Annotated in this window: 17 protein-coding genes; 14 read left to right on the top strand and 3 right to left on the bottom strand. The window is 64.9% G+C overall.

What is annotated here, in order from left to right:
- Positions 1-39 precede the first annotated feature (39 nt).
- From mpl to FB598_RS11130, 9 genes are all read left to right on the top strand, one after another.
- Complete coding sequence (gene mpl / locus FB598_RS11090) at positions 40-1,428, top strand: UDP-N-acetylmuramate:L-alanyl-gamma-D-glutamyl-meso-diaminopimelate ligase (RefSeq protein WP_141914619.1); 1,389 nt, start codon at positions 40-42, stop codon at positions 1,426-1,428.
- A complete protein-coding gene (locus FB598_RS11095; RefSeq protein ID WP_141914618.1) occupies positions 1,425-2,033 on the top strand; it encodes a YqiA/YcfP family alpha/beta fold hydrolase in 609 nt (202 codons plus the stop codon). The genes mpl and FB598_RS11095 overlap by 4 nt, the downstream gene beginning before the upstream one ends.
- A complete protein-coding gene (locus FB598_RS11100) occupies positions 2,033-2,632 on the top strand; it encodes a chorismate lyase (RefSeq protein ID WP_141914617.1) in 600 nt (199 codons plus the stop codon). The genes FB598_RS11095 and FB598_RS11100 overlap by 1 nt, the downstream gene beginning before the upstream one ends.
- Positions 2,633-2,654: 22 nt before the next feature.
- The gene (locus FB598_RS11105; RefSeq protein WP_141914616.1) at positions 2,655-4,721 is read left to right on the top strand and encodes a ribonuclease catalytic domain-containing protein; all 2,067 of its coding nucleotides are present in this window, start codon (positions 2,655-2,657) and stop codon (positions 4,719-4,721) included.
- A gap of 55 nt (positions 4,722-4,776) precedes the next feature.
- Complete coding sequence (locus tag FB598_RS11110) at positions 4,777-5,658, top strand: TonB C-terminal domain-containing protein (RefSeq protein ID WP_141914615.1); 882 nt, start codon at positions 4,777-4,779, stop codon at positions 5,656-5,658.
- Between the two features lie 40 nt (positions 5,659-5,698).
- Positions 5,699-6,514, top strand: a complete 816-nt coding sequence (gene aroE, locus FB598_RS11115) for a shikimate dehydrogenase (RefSeq protein WP_141914614.1) — start codon at positions 5,699-5,701, stop codon at positions 6,512-6,514.
- Positions 6,515-6,559: 45 nt separating this feature from the next.
- Positions 6,560-7,270, top strand: a complete 711-nt coding sequence (gene mtgA / locus FB598_RS11120) for a monofunctional biosynthetic peptidoglycan transglycosylase (protein WP_141914613.1) — start codon at positions 6,560-6,562, stop codon at positions 7,268-7,270.
- Between the two features lie 191 nt (positions 7,271-7,461).
- A complete protein-coding gene (gene corA / locus FB598_RS11125) occupies positions 7,462-8,427 on the top strand; it encodes a magnesium/cobalt transporter CorA (protein ID WP_141914612.1) in 966 nt (321 codons plus the stop codon).
- Positions 8,428-8,557: 130 nt separating this feature from the next.
- Positions 8,558-8,917, top strand: coding sequence for a hypothetical protein (locus FB598_RS11130; protein WP_255515764.1), 360 nt, complete (start codon positions 8,558-8,560; stop codon positions 8,915-8,917).
- Between the two features lie 205 nt (positions 8,918-9,122).
- On the opposite strand, the gene FB598_RS11135 is transcribed toward FB598_RS11130, so the two are convergent.
- From FB598_RS11135 to FB598_RS11145, 3 genes are all read right to left on the bottom strand, one after another.
- Positions 9,123-10,277, bottom strand: a complete 1,155-nt coding sequence (locus tag FB598_RS11135) for a branched-chain amino acid ABC transporter substrate-binding protein (RefSeq protein ID WP_141914611.1) — start codon at positions 10,275-10,277, stop codon at positions 9,123-9,125.
- Positions 10,278-10,394: 117 nt separating this feature from the next.
- Positions 10,395-11,528, bottom strand: coding sequence for an anhydro-N-acetylmuramic acid kinase (locus tag FB598_RS11140; protein ID WP_141914610.1), 1,134 nt, complete (start codon positions 11,526-11,528; stop codon positions 10,395-10,397).
- Positions 11,529-11,614: 86 nt separating this feature from the next.
- Entirely contained in the window at positions 11,615-13,006 is a 1,392-nt protein-coding gene (locus FB598_RS11145) for a M23 family metallopeptidase (RefSeq protein WP_141914609.1), read from the bottom strand.
- A gap of 245 nt (positions 13,007-13,251) precedes the next feature.
- On the opposite strand from FB598_RS11145, the gene tyrS reads away from it, so the two are divergent.
- From tyrS to dusB, 5 genes are all read left to right on the top strand, one after another.
- Positions 13,252-14,511 (top strand): tyrosine--tRNA ligase, encoded by a 1,260-nt coding sequence (gene tyrS / locus FB598_RS11150; RefSeq protein WP_141914608.1) that lies wholly within the window; start codon positions 13,252-13,254, stop codon positions 14,509-14,511.
- 1 nt (position 14,512) lies between these two features.
- Entirely contained in the window at positions 14,513-14,974 is a 462-nt protein-coding gene (gene dtd, locus FB598_RS11155) for a D-aminoacyl-tRNA deacylase (RefSeq protein WP_141914607.1), read from the top strand.
- A 70-nt stretch (positions 14,975-15,044) separates the two neighbouring features.
- Complete coding sequence (locus FB598_RS11160; protein WP_141914606.1) at positions 15,045-15,686, top strand: YbhB/YbcL family Raf kinase inhibitor-like protein; 642 nt, start codon at positions 15,045-15,047, stop codon at positions 15,684-15,686.
- Between the two features lie 37 nt (positions 15,687-15,723).
- Positions 15,724-16,368 (top strand): histidine phosphatase family protein, encoded by a 645-nt coding sequence (locus FB598_RS11165; RefSeq protein WP_141914605.1) that lies wholly within the window; start codon positions 15,724-15,726, stop codon positions 16,366-16,368.
- Positions 16,369-17,032: 664 nt separating this feature from the next.
- Positions 17,033-18,049, top strand: a complete 1,017-nt coding sequence (gene dusB, locus FB598_RS11170) for a tRNA dihydrouridine synthase DusB (RefSeq protein WP_141914604.1) — start codon at positions 17,033-17,035, stop codon at positions 18,047-18,049.
- The last annotated feature ends 11 nt before the right edge of the window (positions 18,050-18,060 follow it).

Below are 18,060 nucleotides of genomic sequence, written 5' to 3' on the forward strand. Positions count from 1 at the left end.
CCTCAGGTAAAATCCCGGGATTACACCCGAAGACTTGTTATGCATATCCACATTCTCGGCATTTGCGGCACCTTCATGGGCGGCCTGGCCGTCCTCGCCAAGGAGGCCGGCCACAAGGTGACCGGCTGCGACGCCAATGTCTACCCGCCGATGAGCACCCAGCTCGAGGCCCAGGGCATCGAGTTGATCCAGGGATTCGACCCGTCCCAGGTGGAACTGGCGCCCGACCTGTTCGTGATCGGCAATGTCGTCTCGCGCGGCAATGCGCTGATGGAAGAGATCCTCAACCGCGGCTTGCCTTATGCCTCCGGCCCGGAATGGATCGGCCGCCATATCCTGCAAGACAAATGGGTGCTGGCCGTGGCCGGCACCCATGGCAAGACCACCACCTCGGCCATGCTGGCCTGGATCCTGGAACATGCCGGCTACAACCCGGGCTTCCTGATCGGCGGCGTGCCGATGAATTTTGGCATTTCCGCGCGCCTGGGCAGCGATGGCCAGGGCAGCAAGGGCAGTCCCTCGCCGTTCTTCGTGATCGAAGCCGACGAATACGACACCGCCTTCTTCGACAAGCGCAGCAAGTTCGTGCACTACCGCGCGCGCACCGCGATCCTGAACAACCTCGAATACGACCACGCCGACATCTTCCCCGACCTGGCCGCCATCGAGACCCAATTCCATCATCTGGTGCGCACCGTGCCCGGCATCGGCCGGCTGGTCGTCAATGGCCGCGAACCGGCGCTGCAGCGCGTGATCGCGCGCGGCTGCTGGAGCGAACGCGAGGACTTCGGCGTGGCCCAGGGCGCCGGCTGGGCGCTGGCCAACCATGACGACGGCCGTTTCGATGTGCTGTTCAATGGCGAGTTGCAAGGCACGGTAGCCTGGGCCTTGAGCGGCGAGCACAACCGCATGAACGCGCTGGCGGCGATCGCCGCCGCGCGCCACGTCGGCGTGCCGCCGGCCCAGGCCATCGAGGCGCTGTGCGCGTTCCAGAACGTCAAGCGCCGCATGGAATTGCGCGGCACCGCCCATGGCGTGACCGTGTACGACGACTTCGCCCACCACCCGACCGCGATCGCCACCACCGTGGCCGGCCTGCGCAAGAAGGTCGGCGCGGCGCGCATCCTGGCCGTGCTGGAGCCGCGTTCCAACACCATGAAGCTGGGCACCATGAAGGATGCATTGCCGGCCAGCCTGGCCGAGGCCGACCTGGTGTTCGGTTACGGCGCCAGCGCCGGCAAGGACGCGCTCGGCTGGAACCTGGCCGAGGCGCTGGCCCCGCTGGGCGCCAAAGGCGCCGCCTTCGACGACCTCGGCGCGCTGGTGCAGGCGGTCCAGGCCGCCGCCAGGCCGGGCGACCATGTGCTGGTGATGAGCAACGGCGGCTTCGGCGGCGTGCACCAGAAAATCCTGGACGCGCTGGCATGATCCTTTATCTGCATGGCTTCCGCTCCTCGCCGCAATCGTTCAAGGCGCGGCTGATGGGGCAGCGCATGCGTGAACTGGGCTTGCAGGACCGTTATGCCTGCCCGCAACTGCCGGCGTCGCCGGCGGGCGCCATCGCGCTGGCCCGGTCCATCGTGGACGGCGCCGACCTCGGCCGGCTCACCATCGTCGGTTCCTCGCTGGGCGGCTTTTATGCCACCTGGCTGGCCGAGCAATACGGTTGCCGCGCGGTGCTGCTCAACCCAGCGGTCAAGCCGCCGCGCGAGCTGGAATCCTATGTCGGCGTCACCACCCACTATCATTCCGACGAACCCTTCGAGTTCAAGCGCGAATATGTCGATGAATTGCGCGCGCTGACGGTGGACCAGGTCAGCCGGCCCGAGCGCTATTTCCTGATCGCCGCCACCGGCGACGAAGTGCTGGACTGGCGTGAAATGGTTGCGCACTATCCGGGCGCGCGCCAGATCGTGATCGAAGGCAGCGACCACGGCATTGCCGAATTCGCCGACTATATCGACGACGTGCTGGCCTTTTGCGGCGTGGATGGCTCGGCCGAAGCCGGCGCCTCGGGCAAGGCGGTGTCCTGATGCCACATGCGTTGCGCAAGGCGGCATGGATGCCGCATCCGCAGGCGTTGGCGTCGCTGCTGGCGGCCGATGGCGAGTTGATGCGCCGCACCCGTTCGTGGCTGGCCGACCCCGGTTCGATGACCTTGAAGCTCAAGGCGCGCACCCGCGATTTCTCGGTGCGCCTGCTGCGCCAGCGGCCGGGCCCGATCCTGGCCGACGAATATGCGGCGCTGGGCGTGCCGGCGCGCAGCCGGGTAGTCGAGCGCGACGTGGTCCTGCATTGCGATGGCCGGCCGGTGGTGTTCGGCCACACCGTGCTGTCGACCTCGTCGGTGAAGTCCGACTGGCCGTTTTTCAGCAGGCTGGGCAACACGCCGCTGGGCGCCAACCTGTTTTTCGATCCATTGGTGGGGCGCAGCCCGATCGAGTACGCGCGGCTGCAAGCGAGCCACCCGCTGATGCGCCGCATCGCGGCCGCATTGCCCGGCGAGGCTATCCCCGCCGCCCTGTATGCCCGCCGCTCGCTGTTCTCGCGCCGCGGCGGCGTGCTGATGGTCACCGATGTTTTCCTCCCGGCACTGGCAGCTCTGATGCGCGCCGATGTCCGTTCCCTGTAAAGAGTTGAATCAGAAGCAAACGATGAATTTATTGTTCGAAGAATCCGGCGACTTCAAGGCCGGCGCCATCATGACCCAGCAGGGCGAGTCCTATCAGGTCGAGATGGCCTCCGGCAAGCGCACCAAGGTCAAGTCCAGAGACGCGCTGCTGCAGTTCGCCGCGCCTTCGCCGCAGGAGCTGATGCAGCAGGCCCAGGCCATCGCCGACGAGATCGACCTCGACTTCCTGTGGGAAGTGGCGGGCGAGGAAGAGTTCGGCTTCGCCGAGCTGGCCGCCGAATATTTCGGCCATGCGCCGTTGCCGCCGGAAGCGGCCGGCTTGCTCCTGCGTTTGCATACCGCGCCGGTCTATTTCTACAAGAAGGGCCGCGGCCGCTACAAGGCGGCGCCGCAGGCATCGCTGCAAGCCGCGCTGGCCGGCCTGGAAAAGAAGAAGCAGCAACTGGCGGTGCAAGCCGGGTATGTCGAGGAGCTCAAGGCCAACCGCCTGCCCGACGCGTTCAAGCCGATCGCGCTGCAACTGCTGTTCAAGCCCGACAAGAACGGCATCGAATTCAAGGCGCTCGACGCCGCCAGCAAGGAATTGCAGACCACGCCGCAGCGCCTGATGCTGGCCACCGGCGGCATCGCCTCGCCCAAGGACCTGCATTACGCCAGGTTCATGTATGAATACTTCCCGCGCGGCGCTGGCTTTGCCGCCATCGACATCCCGCTGCCGCCGACCGATCTGCCGACCGCCGAGGTGCAGGCCTTCTCGATCGACGACGTCACCACCACCGAGATCGACGATGCCTTGTCGGTCACCCGCCTGCCCGACGGCAAGCTGCGCGTGGGCATCCACATCGCCGCCCCGGGCCTGGCCATCAAGCGCAACGACGCCATCGACGCCATCGCCCGCGCGCGCATGTCGACCGTCTACATGCCCGGCGAAAAGATCACCATGCTGCCCGACGACCTGGTGGCGGCCTACACGCTGGACGCCGGCGCCGCCCGTCCGGCGCTGTCGCTGTACGCCACGCTGGACGCCCAGACCTGGGAAGTGCTGGCCACCGAGACCCGCGCCGAGCTGGTGCCGATCGCCGCCAACCTGCGCCACAACGATCTCGACGAACTGGTGACCGAAGAGGCGCTGGCCGAGGGCAGCGGCGACTATCCGCACAAGGACGAGATCGCGCTCTTGTGGCAATGGGTGCAGTTGCTGGAGCAGGGCCGCATGGCCAAGCGCGAAAGCTTCGGCCTGCGGCCCGAGCAGAACAACCGCGTCGACTTCAATTTCTACGTCGAGGACGGCGTGGTATCGATCGTGCGCCGCAAGCGCGGCGCGCCGCTGGACAAGATCGTGGCCGAGCTGATGATCTTCGCCAACAGCACCTGGGGCAAGCTGATGTCCGACCATGGCGTGCCGGGCATCTACCGCGCCCAGGGCGGCGGCGCCGGCGGCTGGGCGGCCAAGATGCAGGTGCGCATGGTGACCCACGCCGCGCCGCACCAGGGCCTGGGCGTGGACCAATACGCCTGGAGCACCTCGCCGCTGCGCCGCTATACCGACCTGGTCAACCAGTGGCAGATCCTGGCCTGTATCGAACACGGCGTGACTGCGCCGCTGGTGGCGCCCTTCAAGCCGCGCGACGCCGACCTGTTCGCCATCGTCTCGGGCTTTGACGCCGCTTATTCCGGCTACGCCGATTTCCAGTCGACCATGGAGCGTTACTGGTGCCTGCGCTGGCTGGCGCAGGAAAACGCGCGCACCGTCGACGCCGTGGTGCTCAAGGACGAGATCCTGCGCCTGACCGAGATCCCGCTGGTGCTGCGCATGCCGGGCCTGCCCGCGCTGGCGCGCGGGTTGCAGGTCAAGCTCGACCTACTGCGCTGGGACGAGGTCGACCTCACGGTCGAGGCGCGCCTGCTGGAGGTGCCGGCAGCAGCCGGCCAGGCGCTGGCCGACCTGGGCGATGAAGAGGACGACATACTCGACGGCTTGGACGGCGAGAGCGACGGGGAAGACGGAGCAGAAGGTGACGCCGGCGAGCAGGCCGCGGCGGATGCGGCGGACGACGCCGAAAACAAGCCCGCCGATGCCGCGCAATGAGCCGGTGCTGGCGTAGAATTGCTGCTTTGACCATTTCCGGCCATCCGTTCCTGCTGTGAACCTGTTTTTCCAACACCGTCTGCTGAGCCTGGCGCTCGGCATCTCGCTGCTGGTGCATGGCGCGCTGCTCGCCGTGCATTTCGTCGCGCCCGATGCCTTTCGCCTGAAGCCGTCCGACCCGGAACTGGAAGTGATCCTGGTCAACGCCAGGCATGACAAGAAGCCGCTCAACGCCGATGCGCTGGCGCAGGCCAACCTGGACGGCGGCGGCAACGTGGACCACGGGCGCGCCAAGTCGCCGCTGCCGGACATGAAGCGGCAGGAAAGCGGCGACAGCGTGAAGGCTGCCCAGCGCCGCGTCGCCGAACTGGAAGAGCAGCAGCGCAAGATGCTGGCGCAGATGAAGCCCGCGACGCCGCATGTGGCCAGCGCGGAAGAGCCCAAGCCCAGGGCAGAGCCGAAGCTCGACGCGCGCGACATGCTGGAGACGGTGCGCGCGATGGCGCGCATGGAAGCCGAGGTGGCCAGGAACATCGAGGAATACAACAAGCGCCCCAAGAAGACCCAGATCACGCCCAGCACGCGCGAGGTCGGCTATGCCCAGTACTACAAGACGCTGCAGGACAAGATCGAAAAGGTAGGCACGCTGAATTTCCCGACCAAGGATGGCAACAAGCTGTATGGCGAGCTGCTGGTGATCATCCCGGTATATCAGGACGGCACCATCTACGAGCGCGATGGCGGGGTAGTGGTCAAGACCAGTTCCGGCAATGCGGCGCTGGACCAGGCGGCGGTGGCCATCGTGCGGCGTTCGGCGCCGTTCGGCCGCTTCCCGGAAAACATGCGCACCACCGGCCGGGACGACGTCTGGGAAATCGTGACGCGTTTCCGTTTCACGCGCGACCAGGGATTGCAGGCGCAATTCGGCGCCGGCTGACCGGCAACAAGACAGGCAAACACGGAACAGGTGGATCAACATGGATGCATACGTCGTCATCGGCAACCCGATTGCCCATAGCAAGTCGCCCGAGATCCACGCGCAGTTCGCCGCCCAGACCGGACAGGCGCTGCAGTATGAGCGCTTGCTGGCGCCGTTGCATGGCTTCAAGGCCAGCGTGCAGGTGTTCCAGCGCAACGGCGGGCGCGGCGCCAACGTCACGGTGCCGTTCAAGCTGGAGGCGCACGCGCTGGCCGACAGCCTGTCGGAACGCGCGCGGTTGGCCGGCGCCGTCAACACGCTCAGGTTCGACGGCGATGCCATTTATGGCGACAACACCGACGGCGCCGGCCTGGTGACCGACATCACGGTCAATGCCGGCCAGTCGCTGGCGGGCCGTCGCATCCTCTTGCTGGGCGCCGGCGGCGCCGCGCGCGGCGCGCTGTTGCCGCTGCTGGAGCAGCGGCCGGCCGAGCTGGTGGTGGCCAACCGGACCCCGGCCAAGGCCGATGAGCTGGCCGCGCAGTTTGCCCAATACGGACCGGTCAGGAGCGCCGCCTATGCCGGCCTCGATGGCCCGTTCGACCTGATCGTCAACGCCACCTCGGCCAGCCTGGACGCCGACCTGCCGCCGCTGCCGGCGAGCGTGTACGGATCCGAGACGCTGGCCTACGACATGATGTACGGGCGCCAGCCCACGGTGTTCATGCACAGCGCACAGGAGCATGGCGCCGTCGCCCGCGACGGCCTGGGCATGCTGGTCGAGCAGGCTGCCGAAGCCTTCCTGCTGTGGCGCGGGGTGCGTCCCGACACGTCGGAGGTCTTCGCCAGCTTGCGCCGCCAGTTGGCCGAATAAATTCGAGGCAGCGACGCCAGCAGGCATTCCAACAAGAACAGGCACATGAAATCCGTACGCAAGCTGCTACTGTGGATCATCCTTTTACCCATCGCCTGCGTGCTGTTGCTGCAGGCGTATTTCTTCGTGCAGATATGGTGGTGGAGCACCGGCCATAACCCCGGCTCCACCAGTTTCATGCGCCAGCAGTTATCGATTTTGCGCGAGAAGAACCCCAATGCCCAGCTGCAATTCAAATGGGTGCCGTACAACCGCATATCCAACAACCTCAAGCGCGCCATCATCGCTTCCGAAGACTCCAATTTCTCGGAGCACGACGGCATCGACTGGGATGCCCTGCAAAAGGCCTACGAGAAAAACGAGAAGAAGGGCAAGGTGGTGGCCGGCGGCTCTACCATCACCCAGCAACTGGCCAAGAACCTGTTCCTCTCGGGCCAACGCAGTTACCTGCGCAAGGGCCAGGAATTCATCATCACCTACATGCTCGAATTCCTGATGGACAAGCAGCGAATTTTCGAGATTTACCTGAATGTGGTCGAGTGGGGCAATGGCGTATTCGGCGCCGAAGCCGCGGCCCAGCACTATTACCGCACCTCGGCCGCCGGGCTCGGCCCCGAGCAGGCCGCGCGCCTGGCGGTGATGCTGCCGCGCCCGCGCTTCTACGACAAGAACCGCGGCTCGGGCTACCTGGCCGCCCGCACCGCATTGATCCTGCGGCGCATGAACGCGGCTACCTTGCCCGCGGCCCATCCTTAGGCCTCATTGATGGCCTGCGCCGGGCCGGCCGGATGACAGGCGCATGACATCGTCACGCTGCCGTGTGCCGCGCTTGCCTGGCGCAATCGTTGAACGTACACTTGCGCACGTTCCGGGCGTCGCCGCTGGCGCGCCTTGCGGGGGCGGCGCATCTCGTAAATTTAATGTTAACTAGGCTCTGGTGAGACCCCATGATTAATGTATTCGTGTTGCAAAACGGACGACTCAACCAGGTCAACATCGACAGCCGTGCCGACCTGGAGCAGGTCGCGCCGGTCTGGGTCGACCTGACGGAGCCGAGCGACGAGGAGCGCGCCTGGATCAAAAGCATCTACGGGGTGACCTTGCCGGACGAAGACGAGTTCAGCGACATCGAAGCCTCGGCCCGCTATTTCGAGGCCGAAAATGGCGACCTGCACCTGCGCACCGACTTCCTGTTCGAAGGCGACGACGACGCTTCCTCCGCCATGACGGTGGCATTCATCCTGGCGCGCAACATCCTGTTTTCGGTGCATTCGGAAGACTTGCCGGTGTTTCGCCTGGTGCGCATGCGCGCGCGCTCCCGCCCCGGTTCCATCGGCGACTATCGGGATGTGCTGCTGGAACTGTACGAGACCGATGCCGAATACTCCGCCGATGCGCTCGAGGGCATCTACCAGAAGCTGGAAGCGGTCAGCGCCAGCGTGCTCAAGAAGAGCCTGTCCGACCAGGCCGCGGCCGATGTGCTCAACACCATCGCGCACGAAGAAGACTTGAACGGCCGCATCCGCCGCAACATGATGGATACCCGGCGCGCGGTCAGCTTCCTGATGCGCGGCCGGCTGCTCAGTTCCGAACAGTTCGAAGACGCGCGCCAGATCCTGCGCGACATCGAATCGCTGGACGGCCACACCGCCTTCCTGTTCGACAAGATCAACTTCCTGATGGACGCCACCGTCGGCTTCATCAACATCAACCAGAACAAGATCATCAAGATCTTCTCGGTGGCCTCGGTGGCGTTCCTGCCGCCCACGCTCATTGCCAGCATCTACGGCATGAACTTCAAGCTGATGCCGGAGCTGGACTGGGACGTGGGCTATCCGCTGGCGATCCTGATGATGATCGGCTCGGCCATCGCGCCGTTCTGGTACTTCCGCCGGCGCGGCTGGCTCAATTGAGCGCAGGCGCGCCGTCTGCCGATGGCGGCATTGCTGTTTTTCTGACGGCCATTTGCGCCGTTTTCCGATGCGATGCGCCATCCGGATGGTGCACACTCCTTCCATCGATTGGGACTGGCAGGAGGACTTCATGCGACACATGCGCCATCATTATTGCTCGCTGGCCATCGTCGGCTTGAGCTTTGCCGGCGTATTACCAGGCTGCTCGGGCCTGAACTCCAATAGCCCTCTGGCGCAGCCACGGCAGAACGATGAGCGTGTGGCTTCCTATTCCGGCGCCGGGGTGGTGGAATCCGTCGAAGTGATCCATCGGGAAGGTCGTGGCGTGGCCAGTGGCCTGCCGGGCAGCGATGCCGCCGCCCGGGACGTCTACAACATCCGCGTGCGCATGGAGGACGGCTCCCTGCAGACCTTCACGCAAAAAGATAATACAGAGTTTCGCGTAGGCGACCGCGCGCGCTTGGACAACGGCAGGATCTTGCGCTATTGATGGTCGGCGCAGCCTTGCCGCAATGTAATAAATCCCCGCTACGGGCAATGCCGTTCAGTTAAGCGCTGAACGGCATTTTTGTTTGTGGGATCCAGACTCCGTTCGCCCTGAGTAGCTGCGCAGCAGCGTATCGAAGGGCAGGCAAGAGCGCTAACCGGTGACACGCTGGCTTCGATACGGCCCTGGCGGGAGACATGGATTCCGATCACGGAAAGGTTTGCACGGCAGTCCAATGATCTTGTTCCACCCGGTACAGGCTGTAATTGGGCTCCCTCAGGCTGCCTTCAGCGTCGAACGATACCGGGCCGGACACGCCGGCGTAGTGCAGGCGGTGCAAGGCGGTGATGAGCTTTGCCGGATCCAGCGAATTGCTCTGGCGCACCGCCTCGGCCAGTACGCCCACGCAGTCATAGGTGAACAACGACTGCGGGATCAGGTTGGTCTTGAACTTGGCGGAATATGCCGCTTTCAGGGCTTTGAACCCGCGCAGTTTTTCCTCGGGCAGCCCATGTACGACGATCCACGTGTTGCTGCCATACTCGTCCGAGCTGCCAGGGAAGTTGTAATTGACCGCGCCGCCGGCCAGTAACAGCGTGAGGGCCGGATCCCGTTGTTGCAGCCGCTGCGCGAACGCCATGGCCTGCGGCACGATGGCGGCCAGGAAAATCATGTCGGCGCCGGCCTGCTGCGCCTGCGACAGCACGCCGTTGAAATCGGAGGTCTTCTGGTTGACCGAAGCGCGGGCGACCACCTGTAGCCCCTTCTCGCGCAGTTTCCTGGTGAAGCTGTTGGCCAGGGAATAGCCCAGTTCCGTGTCGTTGTCCACGACCATGATGCGTTTGGCGCCGATGGTCTGCGTGGCGACGCGGACCAGGTGGTCGGTCGTGATCTCGGTATGCCCCAGAAGCTGGAAGACGTTGGCGTATCCCTGCTGGGTAAATGCGCGGGCGGTAGCGGTTGGCGAGACCAGGGGTATCCCCGCCTTGTTGTAGATCCTGGCCCCGATCAGGCTGGCGTCGGTGGACAAGTGGCCTACCACGCCGATCACCTGTGCGTTGACCATGGTTTGGGCGCCCAGCGCGGCATGGTTGTTGTCGTTCTTGTCATCGACCTCGAACAGCTTGAAGACAATTTTCTTGCCGTCAACAACGATGTTGCGTTTGTTGGCGTCCTCTATGCCTTGCAGCGCGGCGTCGCGCAGGGCTTGTCCGCGCGGCGTGGACAAGGGCATTGCCAATCCGATCAGCGCGACCTGAGTATCGGCCTGGGCATGCGTCGCCGGCGCGATGGCTGCCGACATGCATGCGAACAACAGGATGGCTTTCCTCCAACGCAACTTGATGCTTACGTCCCATCTCATCTTTTCCCCCTCCCCCGAAAGAGCAGTGATGCCGGTTGATGTCGTCGTCGATTCTAGAACACACTCCGCCGATTGAGGAAATGGGTTCCGGTGGCAAACGTGGCGAGGCGTCGCGGGTCAGTGTGCCGGATACAGCGCGCCCAGTACGCGCAGCCCGCGCGCGCCGGTGACGGCCGGCAGGTTGCCCGGCAGGCGCAGGTCGAAGCGGCAGGCCAGCCAGGCGAAGGCCAGCGCCTCCACCTGATTGGGGGCGATGCCCAGCGCCGCCGTGGATTGCACGCTGGCGCGCTCTTGCAGCGCCTGCTGCAGCAGGCGCATCAGGAAGCCGTTCTCGGCGCCGCCGCCGCAGACGTACACCTTGCGCGCATCCGGCGCATAGGTGGCGATGGCGTCGGCGATGGTGCCGGCAGTGAGCATCGCCAGCGTGGCTTGCACGTCGGCCGGTGCCACCGCTGCGCCGGTTTTCAGCAGGGCAGCCTGCAGCCAGTCCAGGTGGAACAGGTCGCGGCCCGAACTCTTGGGCGGGGGCAGGAGGAAGAAATGCTCATCGCGCAAATGGCGCAGCAATCCGTCATGCACTTGTCCCGTTGCGCCCCAGTCGCCGTTGGCGTCGTAGCTTTGTCCCTTGTGCAGCTTGATCCAGGCATCCATCAGGGCGTTGCCGGGGCCGGTGTCGAAGCCGGAGGTGGCCTGGCCGGCGCCCGCCGGCAGGATGCTGATGTTGGCGATGCCGCCGATGTTGACCACCACGCGCGACTCCTGATCGTGACCGAACACGGCGCGGTGGAAGGCCGGCACCAGCGGCGCGCCCTGGCCGCCGGCGGCGACGTCGCGGCTGCGGAAGTCGGCCGCCACATCGATGCCGGACAGCTCGGCCAGCAGCGCCGGATTGTTGGTCTGGCGCGTGAAGCCCAGTTCCGGCCGGTGGCGTATGGTCTGGCCGTGCACGCCGACCATGCGGATATCGGCGGCGCCGTTGCCGGTTTGCCGCAGCAGTTGCGCCACGCAATCGGCGTAGTGCACGGCCAGCGCGTTGGCGGCCAGCGCCTCGCGCTCGATCTCGTTGGGCCCGGCCGCTTGCAGCGCCATGAGGTCGGCGCGCAGGTGCTCGGGGAAGGGTACGTAGGCCGCGGCCAGCGTGGCGGAGATGGTATCGCTGCCGGGAGCGAAGGCGGCCAGCACGCCGTCGACGCCGTCGAGGCTGGTGCCGGACATCAGGCCGATGTAGAGCGCAGGGGCGGAGGCTGGCATGGGCGGTAAGAACCTATTGGGTTCCAAGAAAAAGGGCGGTCGCTGATTCTACAGCGACCGCCCTTGCCGAGGGTAGACCGGCAGGCTTACTTCGCGGCCAGCTTCACGTCCGGCGCGCCGGGCACGCGCAGCATCGCCATGCGGTGCTGCATATCGGCGGCGACGGCGCGGAAGTTCTTCAACTGCTGGCCGGTCAGTGCCTGGTTGTTGGGCACGTCCACCGACAGCGGATTGCGCGGCTGGTTGTTGACGCGGAACTCGTAGTGCAGGTGCGGACCGGTGGCCCAGCCGGTCATGCCGACGTAACCGATCACATCGCTCTGGCTGACCTTCATGCCCTTCCTGAGGCCGGAGGCGAAGCGGCTCATGTGGCCATAGGCGGTGGAGTAGCCGCTCCAGTGCTTGATCACCACGATGTTGCCGTAGCCGTTCTGCTGGCCGACGAAATCGACCACGCCATCGGCCGCCGCATGGATGGGAGTGCCGGTGGGGGCGGCGAAATCGACGCCGGTGTGCTGCTTCCATTTGCCCAGGATCGGGTGCATGCGCATCGAGAAGCCCGAGGAGATGCGGGTGAAGGCCAGCGGCGACTTCAGGAAGGCTTTCTTGAGCGATTTGCCGTCGAAGGCGTAGTAACCGCCGCCGCCCTTGTTGCCGGGGTCGTTGAACCAGACCGCCTGGTAGCGGTTGCCGGCATTGTCGAACTCGCCGGCCAGCACGCGGCCGGTGCGCACCGGTTCGCCGTTCTGCCAGAAGGTTTCATAAATCACGTTGAAACGGTCGCCGCGGCGCAGGTCGGCGGCGAAGTTGATGTTGGTGGCGAACATGTCCACCAACTGCAGGGCCACGGCGTCGGGGATCTGGGCCGCATCGGTGGCGGCGAACAGGGACGAGAAGATGACCCCGGAACGCATTTCGACGCGGCGCTCCAGCGTGGCCGGCACGGCATCGGCCTTGAAGTATTCGCCTTCGCGCGAAATCACCAGGTTGCGCAAGGTATCGCTGCCGTCGTCGAGCATGGCGGAGAGCTTGACCAGGTCGCCGTTCTGGTCGGTCTGGGCTACCACGCGCTTGCCGGCGCGCAACTGCATGACCGAGCGCGCCAGGGTGTCGGACTTGATGAAGTTGGCGGCGTCCTGGTCGTCCACGCCCAGCCGGTTCAGCAGGGTGGCCAGCGTGTCGCCGGTGCGCACCTTCTCTTCATTGACGTAATACTGCGCGTTTTCTTCCAGCGCGCTGATCTGCTGTTGCAAATCAGGCAAGGCCAGTTCCTTGGTGATCGGGTTGACCGGCGCGTCCTTCAGGTCCGGCTCGGCCGGGGCGAAACCGGCGGCGCCGATGGTGAAGGCGGCCAGGAACAACGCGCTGGCGCCGATGATGCGGGCCTTGGGCGAGGAGCCGGAAATCTTATGGTGGCAGGACTGGAGGGCGGAGGTGCATCGGGACGTGACGCGCTTGAATTTATCTTGTGGGAACATGCAATACGTTAAAATCTGATGTTCTGTTCCGGATAACCGCGTCCAGCGGCTTGCGCGGCGTTACTGTCCCCCCGCCGCCTGAGCTGCCGTATTGTGCCGCGAAACATCCCGAACAGATGTGAATGCACTTTCTGCTGACTGAGCTCTGGGGCCGCGTCGAGGCGCTCAGCAGAAAAACGAAAACCGGATTATAGCAATACGATTTCGCAGCACTGTCCTACAAAGCCTATTTTTTAGTTATATCGATGAACGCAGACCAGTCTATCCCCGCCGCCCAAGCCGCTTCCAGCTCATCCTTGCCGCTCTCCGATCAAGTCCGCGAGGCGATGGCGATCGCCAGGCGCGGCGTGGACGAGTTGCTGATCGAAAGCGAATTCGCGCAGAAGCTGGCGCGTTCCGAGCAAACCGGCCAGCCGTTGCGCATCAAGCTGGGCCTTGATCCGACCGCGCCCGACCTGCACCTGGGCCACACGGTGGTGCTCAACAAGATGCGCCAGCTGCAGAACCTGGGCCACCAGGTGATCTTCCTGATCGGCGACTTCACCTCCATGATCGGCGACCCGTCCGGCCGCAATGCGACCCGCCCGCCGCTCACGCGCGAGCAGATCGAAGTCAACGCCAAGACCTATTTCGCCCAGGCCAGCCTGGTGCTGGACCCGGCTAAAACCGAGATCCGCTACAACTCCGAATGGTGCGACCCGCTGGGCAGCCGCGGCATGATCCAGCTGGCCTCGCGCTACACCGTGGCGCGCATGATGGAGCGCGACGACTTCACCAAGCGCTTCAAGGACGGCACGCCGATCTCGGTGCACGAGTTCCTCTACCCGCTGATGCAGGGCTACGACTCGGTGGCGCTCAAGTCCGACCTGGAGCTGGGCGGCACCGACCAGAAGTTCAACCTGCTGGTCGGCCGCGAGCTGCAGAAGGACTACGGCCAGGAGCCCCAGTGCATCCTGACCATGCCGCTGCTGGAAGGCCTGGATGGCGTGGAAAAGATGTCCAAGTCCAAGGGCAACTACATCGGCATCACCGAACCGGCCAACACCATGTTCGCCAAGGTGATGAGCATTTCCGACGTGATGATGTGGCGCTACTACGACCTGCTGTCGTTCCGCTCGATTGCGGAAATCGCGGCCTTCAAGGCCGAGGTCGAGGCCGGCAAGAACCCGCGCGACATCAAGGTTGCGCTGGCGCAAGAAATCGTGGCCCGTTTCCATTCGCAGCAGGCCGCCGTCGACGCGCTGGCCGACTTCGTCAACCGCTCCAAGGGCGGCATCCCGGACGACATCCCGGAAGTGTCCCTGACGGGCGCGCCGCTGGGCATCGGCCAGTTGCTCAAGCAAGCCAACCTGTGCGCCTCCACCTCGGAAGCCTTGCGCATGGTGGAGCAGGGCGGCGTGCGCATCGACGGCGCGGCGGTCAGCGACAAGGGCCTCAAGGTCGATGCCGGACAGTTCGTGGTGCAGGTCGGCAAGCGCAAGTTCGCGCGCGTCACGCTCGCTTGACATGATCGCCTTGCTGCAACGAGTCAGCCAGGCCGCTGTCGTAGTGGACGGGGAAACCATCGGCGCGATTGACGCCGGCCTGATGGTGCTGGTGTGCGCCGAGCGCAACGACACGGTGGCCGAAGCCGATGCGCTGTTGAGCAAGCTGCTGGCTTACCGGGTATTCGCCGATGAGGCCGGCAAGATGAACCGCAGTGTTGCCGACGTGCAAGGCGGCCTCTTGCTGGTGCCGCAGTTCACGCTGGCGGCCGACACCAACTCCGGCACGCGGCCGTCCTTCACGCCGGCCGCGGCGCCCGATGCCGGGCGACAATTGTTCTCGCATTTCGTCGGGCAGGCGCGCAGCCGGCATGGCGCCGACCGGGTCGGCACAGGCCGCTTCGGCGCCGACATGAAGGTGTCGCTGACCAATGACGGCCCGGTCACGTTCTGGTTGCAGATCAAGCCCAAGGTCAGGGATTGAAGCCGTCGTATCCATCCCCATCTCATCAAGGTATGGCGTTTGAACCCGGCTATTTTTTTCAGGAGGTCACATGAAATTCTGGAGCGATTCTTTCAAGGACGGCGCAACCATCCCCGGTGAATTCGCATTCGCCGTGGCCGATCCCAAGACCCATGTCGCGTTGTCTTCCAACCGCAATCCGCATTTGGCCTGGAGCGATCTGCCGGCCGGCACCAAGTCGCTGGCGCTGGTCATGCACGACCCCGACGTGCCGTCGCGCGGCGACGATGTCAACCAGGAAGGCAAGACCGTGCCGCTGGATCTGCCGCGGGTCGATTTCTACCATTGGATCCTGGTCGATATCCCTCCCGCCGTCACGCAGATCGCCGCCGGGCAGTTCAGCAACGGCGTGACCGCGCGCGGCAAGCCGGGGCCGGCGGTGCTGGGCGACACCATGCCCGGCGCCCGCCAGGGCATCAACGACTACACCGGCTGGTTCGCTGGCGATGGCGACATGCGCGGCGACTATTTCGGCTATGACGGCCCGTGCCCGCCGTGGAACGACGCGCTGGTGCACCGCTACATCTTCACGCTGTATGCGCTGGATGTGGCGCAACTGCCGCTGACCGGCAACCTGGAAGGGGCGGTGGTGCTCACCGCGCTGCGCGACCATGTGCTGGAACAGGCATCGATCCACGGCCTGTATTGGCTCAACCCATCCGCGGCCAGGTGAGCGCCGTTGCCCCAACAGACAAGGATGGCATTGCCGCATGACTGAGATATTGCTGATTCGCCACGGCGAAACCGACTGGAACGTCGACAAGCGCCTGCAAGGCCATATCGATATCCCCCTGAACGAAGCCGGCCGGCGCCAGGTATTGGCGTTGGGCGAAGTGTTGGCCGATGAGGGCATCGATGCCGTTTTCGCCAGCGACCTCCAGCGCGCGCGCGCCACGGCCCAGGCCGTGGCCGATGTGGCGGGGTTGCCGGTGGCCATCGACGCCGGCTTGCGCGAGCGCTGCTATGGCGCTTTCGAGGGGCTGCGCCATGCGGACATCGAAGAAAAATATCCGGAGGCCTACCGCGTCTGGAAGGCGCGCGAACCTGATGCCCGCTATCCGGCCGGCGAACGCGAGGCCGAGACCATGCGCGAGTTCTACCAGCGTTCGGTCAATGCCGTGCGGCGCATCGTTGCCGATGGCAAGTACCGCAAGGTCGCCATCGTCACCCATGGCGGCGTGCTCGAATGCCTTCACCACTGGGCCAGCGGCACCGGCTTCGCGCAGCCGCGCACCTTCGACATCTTCAACGCCAGCGTGAACCGCCTGCATTGGGACGGCGAACGCGCGCGCATCCGTTCCTGGGGCGAGATCGGCCACCTCAACCGCGAAACGCTGGACGAAGTCGACCGCTGAGTCCGGCGCCATCAAAAATACGGCGGCTTTGTCGCCATGCCGCTCACTGAAAGCTTTCCTCCGAAACGCGTCATCCCGGCGAAGGCCGGGATCCAGTGTCTTTTGTTGTGCTTCAAGGGCCGCTGAACGACGCTGGGTCCCGACTTTCGTCAGGGCGACGGATTTTGCTCGCTGTTTGCTTTCATTTGCCTGTTGAAAACTGCCGTTGCAGGAAATACGGGAATATCCGCAAACGATTTCCCTGGATGTAAATTGCCGTTTCGTCAATAGGTTGATGTTGCTTAATTATTGAACAGCTGCAAATCGCGCGCAGAGATGTAACGGTGCCCAAATCTAGTTGGGCATGGCCCGCAATCGCGCTAAAATAGCGCCCTTCCCCGTTTTTCCATAGAGCGGGTTCTGACCTATTTCCGCCCCCGCGCAGCCCCGGCAACGGGCCGAATGCAAGGCGCGACGACGCGTCGTGGTGGTGCCACGGCAAGGAGGCGCAACGCGGCAGGCGGCCCGTTGCCGGGACTGCCCGGAGGGTTCGAATGAGAAGGGCGAATTGCGGCGTTGCGGCGCTTGCACAGGGCACCACCCTGTGCGGTGCACCGCGCCTTGCACTCCGCCCTTCTCATTCGAACGCGGGGTGGAAATAGGTCAGAACCCGCTCTTCCAATTCGTGAACATTGGACCGTATTCCTTGCGAAACAACGTGTTCGTCGCTCCCATGGCGGGTGTGACCGACCGTCCTTTCCGCCAGCTGTGCAAGCAGCTGGGCGCGGGATATGCCGTGTCCGAGATGGCCGCCTCCGATCCGCGGCTGTGGCAAAGCGAGAAAACCTCGCGCCGCATCAACCACGATGGCGAGATGGAGCCCAAGGCGGTGCAGATCGCCGGCGCCGATCCCGCCATGCTGGCCGATTGCGCGAAGTACAACGTCGAGCGCGGCGCCCAGATCATCGATATCAACATGGGCTGCCCGGTCAAGAAGGTCTGCAACAGCTGGTGCGGTTCGGCCCTGTTGCAGGACGAAGAACTGGTGGCCCGTATCCTCGATGCGGTGGTGGGCGCGGTCGACGTGCCGGTGACGCTGAAGTTCCGCACCGGCTGGGATCGCGCCAACAAGAACGCGCTGAAGATCGCCGCGCGGGCCGAGCAAAGCGGCATCGCCATGCTGACGCTGCACGGCCGCACCCGCGCCGACGGCTACAGCGGCGCGGCGGAGTACGACACCATCGCGGCAGTCAAGGCGGCGGTGACGATTCCGGTGGTGGCCAACGGCGACATCACTTCGCCGGAAAAGGCGCGCGAAGTCCTGCGCGTCACCGGCGCCGACGCCGTCATGGTCGGCCGCGCCGCCCAGGGACGGCCGTGGATCTTCCGCGAGATCGCGCATTTCCTGGACACCGGCGACTACCTGCCGGCGCCGCTGGTGACCGAAGTCGAGCAATTGATGGACGAGCATTTGCAGGCGCATTACGCGTTCTACGGCGATTACCTCGGCGTGCGCACGGCGCGCAAGCATATCGGATGGTATGTGCGCGATTTGCCCGGCGGCGAGGATTTCCGGCGCGGCATGAACCGCATCGAGAATTGCGCCGAACAGCTCGAGGCGGTGCGCAATTTCTTCGCGGGGCAGGCGGCCTATGGCGAGCGGTTACAATACGGCTTGGCCGAAGAGCCGCTTGCCGCCTGATTTTCCGGGTG

The organism is Herbaspirillum sp. SJZ106 (genome assembly GCF_006715495.1).
GTDB lineage: Bacteria > Pseudomonadota > Gammaproteobacteria > Burkholderiales > Burkholderiaceae_D > Herbaspirillum.